5 protein-coding genes are annotated in these 12,860 nt (G+C 34.8%); all 5 read right to left on the reverse strand.

Features of this window, described 5'->3' with window-relative positions; genetic code table 11:
* Positions 1-16: 16 nt before the first annotated feature.
* Positions 17-4,267: a PQQ-dependent sugar dehydrogenase gene (locus tag ABJF08_RS08930; protein WP_348115804.1), complete on the reverse strand. Its 4,251-nt coding sequence runs from the start codon at positions 4,265-4,267 to the stop codon at positions 17-19.
* Positions 4,268-4,349: 82 nt separating this feature from the next.
* On the reverse strand, positions 4,350-10,070 hold the full coding sequence (locus ABJF08_RS08935; RefSeq protein ID WP_348115805.1) for a GEVED domain-containing protein: 5,721 nt from the start codon (positions 10,068-10,070) through the stop codon (positions 4,350-4,352).
* 302 nt (positions 10,071-10,372) lie between these two features.
* Positions 10,373-10,750, reverse strand: coding sequence for a LysM peptidoglycan-binding domain-containing protein (locus ABJF08_RS08940; protein ID WP_348115806.1), 378 nt, complete (start codon positions 10,748-10,750; stop codon positions 10,373-10,375).
* A 166-nt stretch (positions 10,751-10,916) separates the two neighbouring features.
* Positions 10,917-11,654, reverse strand: a complete 738-nt coding sequence (locus ABJF08_RS08945) for a YebC/PmpR family DNA-binding transcriptional regulator (protein WP_348115807.1) — start codon at positions 11,652-11,654, stop codon at positions 10,917-10,919.
* A 174-nt stretch (positions 11,655-11,828) separates the two neighbouring features.
* On the reverse strand, positions 11,829-12,794 hold the full coding sequence (locus ABJF08_RS08950) for a hypothetical protein (RefSeq protein ID WP_348115808.1): 966 nt from the start codon (positions 12,792-12,794) through the stop codon (positions 11,829-11,831).
* Between the last annotated feature and the right edge of the window lie 66 nt (positions 12,795-12,860).

Consider the following 12,860-nt stretch of genomic DNA (forward strand, 5'->3'; position numbering starts at 1 on the left):
GTGAAGTATGAATTGATTAATTAATGATCAATTGTTTACTTGTGGTAATACCTGATGCATTTTTAATTTGCAAGATGTAATTACCTACTTTTAAATTATTACCTAAATCTAATTGAGCCTCATTGTTAGACTTATCGATATCATTCCAGTTAATGATTTGCTGCCCTAACATATTATATAATGAAGCAGATTTTATAGTCTCTACACCAGTACCTGATATGTGAATGGTCTTATTAGCAGAAGTAGGGTTAGGATATATAGTAAATTCTACCATATCTAGCTCTTCTAAAGAAAGGATTGCATTTGAGAATTTAATTTCAAATCTATTTGCAGCACTAGAAGCAGCATCGGTAGACTGTATAGAATAATTATAGATATTATTACCATCGTTAAGTAACGTGTACGACCCTAAGAAATTATCTTTTAAGTACACTGGTAAACCTACTGTAGTTACATCTAAAGATAATGCATAGTCTACTGCTCTATAAGTTACTATATCTAGAAAAAGTGTTTCATTATCTTGAGGTGTAAAACGATTTTCAATACTTAATTTATCAGTTCCATTCATAAAACTAAGAGTTTCATCTAGATTGCTGAATTTTATGGCATCATTACCATCTACTCCATTAGAGCTAGCTGGATCAAATCTTACCACTACTCCATCACGAGCAGACATACCGTTTTGTAACTCTGTTTGCTCATATAGCTGTACAGAAATAGAACTTGTAGTGGCACTGTTTCTTGCACTATTAGAAAAACCAGCCGTTACATCTTTATCTGATTCTGTAAAAGAAACACTTGCTGCACCATTTGCTAGTGTAGAAATAAAGAATGACGTATTAGGCTGTAAGTACTTATTCATAAGAGAACTAACATTATTTGAGCTATTTGCACTCACATCTATGGTTACATATGCTCCTCTCACATTAATAGCAGGATCCCATAAATATACAAATGAGCTACTTACATTATTAGATCCAGCTAGTACAGTACTTAAATCTACTGGTGCCTGGTATGGATTACCTACAAAGTTAAACTCTCCTGCTACAGCACTTAAACTAGCGTCAGTTACATTTCCTGTAACTAGACTACCTGTTGCAGTAAGCGTGGTATTAGAAGGTGTTGCCGCATTATCTGTTAAATCAACAGTTCTATCACCTCTTACTAGCATGCGGTATGCCTTACCAGCAACTAGTCCTAACGTAGATGTATTTGCAATAGCCTCCCATTGCTGGCCCGTATTGTTGTACGTAAATAATGATGGCGCACCAGAACTAGTCATATCAAAACCATTTGCTCCGGTTGTAGAACCAGTAATATGTGTTCCTGCACCACTTGTAAGACCAGAATCGTTTTGCCAGTTATCTGCTATACTGTTTGCTGTAGTTAAGGATGGGCTTAGGAATCTAAAAGATCTTTTCGCAGGCACATAATGCTCTACAGCAAAATTACCAGTTATAGATCCATTTACTGGTCCTACATAAGCTGTGCCTGTAGCATTACTAGTAAGCAACATCATATTTGCAGGGTTTACAGTTAAATCATTATTAACAGTAAGTAAATTATTTATGGATACATCTGTATTAATCGCAAGCACATTATCTACTATTAAATTATTAAGACCAAAGCTATTACCACTAATTGACTGACTAGAAGTTCCTGAAACAGATAAAGTCCCTTGAGAACCAATTAAAGTTCCATCTACCTGTAAGTCTTCTCTCAAATCGATTTCTGTAGTACCTAAATCTAATGTTGCACCAGTTTGAACAGTGACATTATTAAATAAAGACATTGCAGTTAAACTTGCAGTTCCATTCATTACTGTAACATCTTCTGCTTGGTACTCAGAACCGCTTGGGTCATAAGGTGACCAAGAGTTATTGTATATAAAGTTAATGTCTTCGCCAGCATTAGCAGTTACATCATTAAAACTTGATATCGTTTCTATAATCCATTCTGAAGCTGTCCAAGTATCGTTTGCCTCTGAAACTGTGATTTTTCTAAAGGCACGAGAATTGGAATAATCCCAAGGCTCACCGAAACCACTCTGACCTAATACTCCATAAATATCAACTATCACATCATCGCCATTATATAAAACATAAATATCGTCTCCATCACCATTAAGGAAGTTATAATCTGTAATGTCTGGGGTAAAAGAACCTCCTGGTCTACCTACTGTATAATAATCTCCTGGCTGTAAAGTAGCTGTAAGATTAGAAGGATTCACTGCATTACTACTTCCGTCAAAAGCAATTGCTAAGTAGAAACCTTCAGCTCCTAGATCAACTGCTGCTGTTCCATAATTAAAAATTTCTACATATGCCTCGTTAATATCTGTACTTACTACTTCTGTAATTATAATAGTAGGATCTAAAGAAATGGTAGTAGTTGCATCTGCTAGAGGTCCATTAGGTGTAGTTAGATAATCTATATCATCAGCAACATTAGAATAAGCTGTAATTTGAAAATAATAAGTTACTGTCTCATCTAGGTCATTCCATGTATAAGCTTCTTCACCATTATTTACAATTACTAAACCATTACCATCTGTAACATCCATGTCTATAACTGGCAATATACCATCAGTAAAAGTTGGGAAATTACCAGCAGTAGTACTTATCGCTATAGCATAACCGTCTGCTAGGTTAGGACCAGCAACATCATTCCATGCCAGATTAATATCATTACCGCTATTAACTGCTGTAAAATTAGTAACTTGTGAAGATGGTTCTGGAAAAACTTGATATTCAAATTTAAATACAGCACCAGGATTTGCAACACCTAAAGAAGATGTCCCTGAAGGCCCTGAAGTAGAACCTCCACTATCAGTTACCGCATAAATAGTATTACCATCTGCAGAAATAGCAATATCTCTATATCTATCTATGGATGAGTGAAACTCAATAAGATCTGTTGTTATATTATTAGATGCATCGACACCATAACGGTAAAGAGCTCCTTTTTTAAGTGTAGGAATGATTATGTTTTTGGAAAAAGGTAAGTTACCATTTCCTTCATACACATCAATACTTGAAGGTGCTACAGTAGGCCATGTTAAAAAATCTCCTTGTGGCACAGCAGTAACTGTACTACCATAAGTTGCTATAGGTCCTTGAAAATCTACTGGTAAAGGAAAATCTGTTTCTTTATGAGTTACGGCGTTAGGTGGACAGTTGTTATCATTACTTGCACATGCTCCAGATCCTTTAATACATTGCTCATAACCTAGGTCATCTCGTTCACCTACGATAAGTGGCCACCCATAATTTTTACCTCCTTCTAAAATATGAACCTCGTCATCTACTCTATCACCATGTTCTGACTGGAAAAGTGTTCCATTACTATCAAATACAATTCCCTGCGCATTTCGATGTCCATAGGTGAAAATATGAGATTGTACCTTATCCGAATCTGGTCTATTAGTATCAGCATTATCTGGTACTGGCGAATTAGAAAATGGATTACCAGCACTACCATCAGGAACAGCAAATGGATAAAATTTAGGATTATCTACTGGAATCGTTCCATCTAAGTTGATACGTAATGATTTCCCTTTATAAGTGGACCAATCAGTTGCATTAACCGCAGCTTGTGTAGGTAATGCTTGTGACTGTACTAACTGACATACATTTTGAAATTGATTTGCTCCTAAATCACCAGAAGTGTAATAAATTTTAAGGTCTGGCCCTATTTTCATTCTACCAGAATTATGATCATTACTGGCATCCATTCCTTGAATGAGTACATTAGAAGTACCATCACTAATAGTTCCAGCAGTAGATGTGTTAGGTACTAATGTATTCGTTGAATTATCATATTCAAATCGCTCTATTCTTAAACTGCGATCTTTACCGTATGGAGATGAAGTATTAGAATACGTATAAGCTAGGTAAACATAATTATTAATCGTTGTCGTTATGTCTGTATAAAGATCTGGATGTATAGCCATTCCCATAAGACCATCTTGACCAGCTGCGCTGTACACCTCATTATGAAGATCTAACATCACGGTTTTTGCACCAGTGTTAGGATCTATACGCACCACGCGTTCTCCATTAGTAGCATCTGATGTATTATCTATCGCTGCTCTTTCTGTAATCCACAAAAAGCCATCAGGTCCATAAGTAATTTCATTAGGATAAGAAACTAACTGATTCATGTTAGCCAACTTTGTAACTGTCCAGTTTCTACTGTTAGTTTCAGGATTTTGTGCTAGAGAAAAAATACTCCAACAAAATACCAATACGAGTAAAGTTTTATTCATGATTTTATTTTAATTGATTAGGGCAATTGAAAAAAACTGCTTTCGTAATCTGTTACAAAAGCAGTTGTTAAATTAATACTGTTTAGTTTACTATAATCTTTACAGATTTTTTAGTTCCTTTTACATCTATCTCAACAAGGTAAATGCCTGAAGAAACTTGAGGGATGTAAATACCGTTTTGTATGTTGGTAAGTTCGCTTTCGCGGAAGCTGAATAATAATTTACCTGAAAGGTCATATACATTCATTGAACTTACAGATTCTTGTAAATGATCTACATAAATCTTACCATCATTATTTAAATAATAAATATCTATTTGTTCTAAAGTCTCTTCATCTAGCCCTAAAGTTCTTTGTTCAAAAACGATTTCAAATCTAGAACTATTTTTACCATCTGCAGAAAGTGTAAAATAATATTCTCCATTTCTTAAGTCGTGATATGTATTAGTCTCATTATCTCTTAAATATAATTCTTGAGATGTAGAAATATTAGCAATCTCCTTTGCACTTATCTTGTAATTAACTGTAGAGATTCCATGAACCGTTAACGGTACTACTTTTGAAGGAGTAATTTGATCAAAAGATCTTATTACAAAGTTTTTACCATTATAAGAGGTGTACATATCTGTATCTCTTAAAGCTTCAAACATTGCACCATCATATCCATAATCTACTCCATCGGTAAGAAAATCTGCAAAACCTAAAACGATCTCTTTAGATGCTCCATTATCAGCTTCTAACTCTAATCTTAGTATTTCAATAGTCTCATCTTGATAATCAGATCTATCTGCAGTAGGTTGTGGTGAACCTGGTGCACTTACAAAAATACTTTCTCCTAAACTTTCTTGTTTAAATACACGTTGGCCATTGTTAAAGTTCAATGTACCATTATCCGTTAGAGTTACAAAGAATCCTTGGGACACTGGTAAGAAGAATGTAGGCACCACAGTACCAGTTGTTGGACCACCCAAAGCACCACTACCTGCAATTTGTGTCGCATTTACTGTTGCTAGCTTAGTAATAGTAGCATATCCACCTTCATAATTTGCAAGAATATGGTCAGTACTTCCAAACTGATCCCATAAGTAAACCGCACCATCTATAACACTAGCATTATCATCTATAAATGTACGTGCATCTATAGCACTAGGATAAGGATTACCTAATAATGAAGTTGTTAAATCTGCCGTAGGGTCACCATCGGTATCGATTGCTGTAATATTTATGGAACCATTATTAGGTTTACCTTCAAATAAATATTCTTGGTCACCTACTGCACCAGCACCTTTCTGACTCCATCCATGACCTGCATCTATAGGACTAGTACCATCTATTCTTAACCAGTCTGCATAGGTAACTCCATTATTAAAGGTATGTAACCATCTACCACTTATTGTTGTAGGTGATGTAATAGGTGGTGTTCTTACTCCTATTCCAGTTATGTTAATAAAGCCAGCCGCATCTTGTAACATACCTAAGTTAAACGTATTGTTATTACTAGTGGCATTCTGAACTCCTACAGGAGAGCTCCAGTAATTATAACTGTAGACATCACTTTTACCTTCTTGCCATCTTTTTAAACGACCAGCACTTGACACATCTAAATCACTATCAATGGTTTGTACTAATTGCGCATCTGCTTCTAGATCTATTAAACCGTTAAGAACAACATACCATTCATTCTCTAGATAATTACCATCTTCTACCATAACAGAAGCTGCAGCATCTACTACAACACCTACTGTAGATATGCTAGCATCTAGTGTCGTTTCATGTCCTACTTTAATTATTGTGTAATTGTAGTTTTCTATATCTGCTGGATCCCACACTACTGTCTGTACAAAAGTTGCGTTATCAGATAACAATCCATCTTGAGCGGTAACATAAGGAATAGGTGCTGTTTGTGGCACTATCTTCTTCACATTATACATTCTTATATCTGTATTGTTAGCAGCATCAAATACGATATCACCTTCTATACTGGCAAAGTCATAATAAACAGCAATATCATTCCATAAAACACTTATATTCTTAGGTAAAATCTTACCTGTTACCAGTGTCCCATTGGCTTCTATTTCTTGGTACATAATTCTTCTTACATCAGCAATGTCTATACCTTTGTTGAATACTCTAATTTCATCTAAGAAACCTCTATAATAGTTGGAAGATCCAGCAGTAGCTGAATTACCTACTGTAAAAGGACTACCAGATGTGCTTGATAAGGCAGCGCCACCTGTTGCGATAGTAGCTTCTTCTACACCATTAATAAATAGTTTAAGATCAGTTGCTGTATATGTTGCCGAAATATTTACCCATTTTGAATTTGAAATAGTACCAGCAGAGGACACTGTGTAGGTGTTACCACCTGCATCGATTGCTGTCACCAACGCCCTACTCGCGCTATCTAGAGAAATATTAAAATTCTCTTCTCCCATTACCGTAACATTTGTTCCTGTATTTTCTGCAAGAACCCATGCCATAATAGTAGAACTGCTTAGACCAGCTGTTACCGGTGCAGGAGTTTGTAAATAATCATTTCTACCATCAAAGAATATTGATAAATCATCATCTAAATCTATAGGAGCACCGTAAATACCTGTATCAAAGTCATTATTACCATCATAAACACCGTCTCTATCAGCATCTGTAGTACCATCTACTCTACCATCACCATCGCCATCCTGACCCACATAGTAAGAATTATCAATATCACTACCATTAGATAAGTCATTCAAATTATCATTACTATCTACATCTATATAATCTGGTAAACCATCACCATCTGTATCTAATGGAAGAACAAAACCTATAGTACCATGATCCTCATCGTCTGCATCATCATCATTATTATCTATACTACCTAGTAATCCATCACCATCAAATTCATCAGTATCAATACCTGAAATTGCATCTGTACCTTCACCTATTCCATCACCGTTAACATCTAAATCTCCTAAACCATCATATTCTAGAACATCAAATATTCCATCATTATCACTATCTAAATCTAGATAATCCGGCACACCATCTCCATCGCTGTCTCTAGGCGTATAAGTCTCATAAGCGTCATGTAAACCGTCACCGTTAGTATCTACCCAAACAGCCTCTAGAGTTGTTCCATCTTCATCGTTATCCAATATGGCTAATCCTGCAGGCTGACCTATCTCATAAACATTAGGTATACCATCATTATCATTATCTAGATCTACAACATCAGCAACACCATCACCATCTAGATCGCAAAGAGTTTGTGTTATTTTAATATCATCTAAGGCTAAATCATTCCCTAACCCACCTGGCGAGTTATTCACCATTTGTATGATAAAATCGCTATCTGTTAGGGTAACCGTTGTGTTAAACTGTATCCATTGTGACAAAGAACCACAACCGTTGTGAGAACCATCTGTACAACGCTCAACATCCCCTGCATTGTAAGAATCTAATAATACTGTTTTATCAGAATTGAAGAAATTAACTGTTACGTTAGGTAGGATTCTAGGTAGTTCAGTTCCAGGAAAGTCAGAATCTTGTCTATCTATGTTCAACGCCCAAAACTCATAGAATATAGGAGCTCCTGGTACTGTACCTACTATCTCTGTTTCATAGAAAACACCTGGATCTACATCTGCATTAAATATTGCCATTCTACCATTTACATCACCTACCGTATGATCTTCTCCATAATACCAAACGTCTTCTGACCACGAAGAAACATCTGGATCAGAAGGACCAATATTTGTTGATCCATTATTATCACTTATAGAATAGTGAACGGTATAGTTCCCATCTCCTAAATTTACCTCGGTATCACATTCATTAGGTCCTTGAACTATAGTACCATCTTCATAACAGTATGTCGTAGTAACACCAGGTGTAGAACCATCTATAGTAACTCTATTGGTCGCTGCTCCAAAAGTTTCGTTTAAGAAAATAACATCTGCTGTTGTACTTAATGGACTCAATAAACATGCATCTTGCTCATCTACATCTCTTATACCGTCATTATCATCATCTACATCTACATTATCCGGCACACCATCTCCATCCGTATCTGGATAGATTTGTGCTCCTTCACCTTGAATCGCAAAGATGAATGGGTTTTCATTAGAATCATCACTACTTATTTCTATAGTACCGTTATGTTGTCCTATAGTTCTAGGTGTATATCTAACTTGAAACGTTTCTGTAGCCCCTGGTGTTAAAACCGTACCTGGTACCGGAGTATTTTCTAAAGTAAAAGAACTATGAGATCCTGTACCAAAAGTAATGGGCCCCACTAATCCTAAAGTCAAATCACCAGAACCATTATTAGTAATTACAAATGTATGCACATCATCACCTATGTTACTATCTACAACTCCATAGTTAGTACCATCTGCTAGAGTTGTTGTGGTACTATTATGTGTAATAGCGACAGCATTACCTGACAATGATATATTTGCTCCCGCGACAGGTAATATATCGATTATATAATCTTCAAATTCTTCAGAATTACCAGAAGTTGTACCACATGATTCAACACTTGCCCAATACCTCCTACTTCCTATCCTTAGCAACTTTCTACCTGTAGTAGCTGACGTCGGTATAGTAATAGTTCTTACCGCATAAGGACTTGCCTCTGTACCACCGGTACCATTTGTGGCATAAACATTGTCCCCTGCATCATTAAAATCACCATTACCATTAAAATCTATAAAAGCTGCCCAACCAGACTGTCCGTTTCCATTAAAAACATCTAAGTCAATTGTGTAATTATTACCAGGGATCATATCAGCAGGTGGTAAATTTATGTAATTACCATAACCACCATCATCACCTGTTGCGTTATCAATGTTTTGAGATTCTCCTGAAACTTGTACTCTTGTTATATGATGCATTTCCCAAGATTCACGAGCATCTGAATCTGACGTAGGTATACAAACATTAGGACTTACAGTCACATTGACCGTACCTGTATCGCAATTATTTAATATATCACAAATTTGATAATCAAAACTATCTGTCCCAATAAAACCGGTTACTGGTACATAAACAAAATTACCATCTGTACTTTCTACAACTGTACCACCGCTTGCAGTAGTTAAAGGTACAGCAGCCAGTGAATAATTATCTAAATCACCTCCATTTGTAGTACCTATAAAATCATTAGGACTCACATCCACTGTATTTGCTGGAGAGGACACGCTGTTGTATGCAACGTCTAGGTAATCATCGTTAGCTTGTGGTAACGCAGGTCCTAAAATATTAATGGTATAATCTTCTACCTCTGATTGATCATCAGATGAACAAGGATTTGTATTGACATAATAACTGCGTGACTCAATACGTAAACGGTGAGGCCCTACAACCGTACTTGGATCAATATAAAGAGAATAAGTAAAAGTTGAAGTTTCATTTGCGTTAGAATGATAAATTAGTTCTCCAGCATCATCAAAATCTCCATCATCATTAAAATCAATAAAGATATTGTATTGTGAATTATTTATTCTGTGGTTTTGACCGGCTCCTACACCTATTCCTATGTATAAATTATTTGTACTCCCCAAAGCCAAATCTATAGAGACAGAACTGAAATCAGAATACCCAGGAGTAATAATGTTATTAAATGAGCTTCCGTTATTAGTTACAGACCCCAAACTAAAATCATTAATAAAATAATCTTGAGGATTTGTGCTCGTGGGCACACAATAAGATTGCCCAACAGACAAATAACCTGAAAGCAATAAACTAAAAAAGAGAAAAATACTCTTTAAGTTTATACTTCTATTACTATTAACGATACTTTGAGGATAGAGGGTTTTCATAATACGTTTTGTTAACGATTTATAATAAAGCAAATTTAACACCTATACTTTGTTATTTTTTTAAATTTTAACTATCCCTACACAATATCGACTAACGACCTGATTAACAGTTTAAAAACAAGTTTATAGGTCTAACAGGGTTACACTTCATCGGTTATTAAGACTGTAACAATGTAATTGATCGATTTTTTTCACTTTTATATATAAATTTTCCTACAATTATGTAATGTTTTAACAAAAAAAGCCTCGCAACATGCGAGGCTTAACTTTTTATAAAGACTTTTTTAAGACTTTATGCTGTATTATAAGTTAGGAATAACTAGTTCCTGACCTGGATGAATTACATCTGGGTTATCTAGTAAACCAGTGTTTGCTTCAAAGATTTGCTTGTACTTCATTGGGTCTTTAAAGTAATGCTTTGCAATAAGACTTAATGACTCACCACTCTTTACAGTATGCTTGGTATAAATAGAATCATCGGCAACTTTAATATCAGCCATAAGGTCTGTTGGGTTATCTCCACCTACCTTTTTGATCTCGTCCCATAATAAGTTCTTATCATATGGAGTTGCTGCTGTACCTCTTATCTCAATTTTATCACCATTCACTTGTACATCACCATCTTGAATACTTAGTTTTTCTCCTAAGTCTAGCACGCTTTGATATTTTGCTTTTACCATTGTATATTTTTGTTTTAGTTAATAATGTTAAAGTTAAGGATATTAATCGTTATTTCTAAATTTGCTTCAATAAATAGATTTATATCGGTAAAATACTTAAATAACCTACTAAATGTAATTATTACGCTTTCGCGAAAGCGAAACTAAACGAACACCTCTCCTACTCTTACTCCTTCATGGTAGTATAAACGTTATTCACGTCATCATCCTCATCTAGTTTATCTAGAAGTTTATCAATGTCTGCACGTTGCTCTTCCGTCACTTCTTTTTCTATGGTAGAAATGTATTCAAAATCTGAACTTAAGATTTCTATATTCAGTTCTTCCAATCCTTTTTGTAACGTACCGTAGTTTTGAAATTCTCCATAAATCATAATACCGTCTACAGAGTTGTTATCTTCCTCGTCTTTCTCGTCAAAAAATAATTCCTCAGCACCGAAGTCTATTAACTCCAGTTCTAACTCTTCTAGATCTTGACCTTCGGCAGGGATTCTAAAATGGCATTTATGATCAAACATAAATTCTACAGATCCAGATGTACCTAAATTACCATCACTTTTAGTAAAATGGCTGCGCACATTTGCGACTGTTCTATTGTTATTATCTGTAGACGTTTCTACCAGTACAGCAATACCATGTGGTGCATAACCTTCAAAAAGTACCGTTTCAAAATTTGCGGTATCCTTATCAGTTGCTTTTTTTATCGCACGCTCTACATTTACTTTAGGCATGTTTACCGCCTTGGCATTTTGTATAACAGCACGCAGGCGAGAGTTAGAATCTGGATCTGGTCCACCTTCTTTTACAGCAATAACTATGTCTTTACCTATTCTAGTAAATGCTTTAGACATTGCACTCCATCTTTTCATTTTACGCGCCTTGCGAAATTCAAATGCTCTACCCATTTCTCTTTAATTTTTAATAAGTTGTAAATATAAAATCTTGCAGCTATGTTTACAACCATAAATATCAAAAAGCAGCAATAAAACTGCTGCTTTTTAATATTTTCGTCATCTAATAGTCCTGTAATTAATTCTTATATATAATAAGGACAGTCATTTTAATAATAACTCTAATTATTATTCTGCGTTATGAGGCACATGAGTCTGTAAAAAAGCAGTACTTAGTTCCCTCCACTCTTTGTAAAAAGATTTTCTCCATACATTAGCCTCATGTATAGCGGTGTTATAGGCATCAGTTTTTGCCATTATATTCTCTCTAGAACCAGCCTGAGCATCTTCTTTAATCACCTCTATAGGCTTTAGATCTACTTTTACTTGTGTTCTCAATTTTTCATTATACTTAGCTAGTGCATTATATAAACTACCATCTGCACTAAAAGAATTAAATTTTTCTAGTTGCATAGTGTCGTATAATTTTGATTTTAAAGTATCTACATCATTTCGATAGCTAGCAATATCTTTTTCATTTAATCCCTGCCAGAAGTTTCTCTCCACTTGTTGCAAACTAGAAAAGGCCAGTTGCAGTTCATTATAATAATCATAGACCTTAATAGTCTGTTTCATATTAAGAGCTAGCTCACTGGTGTTTTCTTTAATAATTAAATCGTGTTTACTTCCATAAACAGCAATCGCATTATTATAGTCTGCTCTTAGATTATAAACCGCCTTTCTTATATTTTGGATAATTTGTAATTGATTTGTTGTAACCTTATTAGCATCTTTATTCTTTAAAAGTGTCAGTAAATCTTCTTTTACTATAGCCTGATTACCTTCTAAGTAATTGATCATCGCTAGTTTTAAATCTGAATCAAAAGCCTTTACCTTGTTCACTTTTATAATACTGTTACGTATGGTGTTTTCTAATTTTTTACGTTTTCCTTTAATAGCGGTATCATCCTTAGAAAACGTATACAGTCGCATATACTCCCATACATTAGTGACTACTTTTTCATTTTGACCATCTATAAAGGTAAGGTAAGATTTTGCATCGTTGTAATTTTGAGCTCTTGCCTCATTTGTCATAAAACACAGCAATACAAAAAGGTAGCTTAATTTAAAAATAGATTTTGTAGGTAATTTCATGAATTGTATTAACAGTAATTAATAGTATAAATTATAATTTTAGAAATATAATTCCGTTCTTTAAAG

This window comes from Nonlabens sp. (genome assembly GCF_039941875.1).
GTDB lineage: Bacteria > Bacteroidota > Bacteroidia > Flavobacteriales > Flavobacteriaceae > Nonlabens.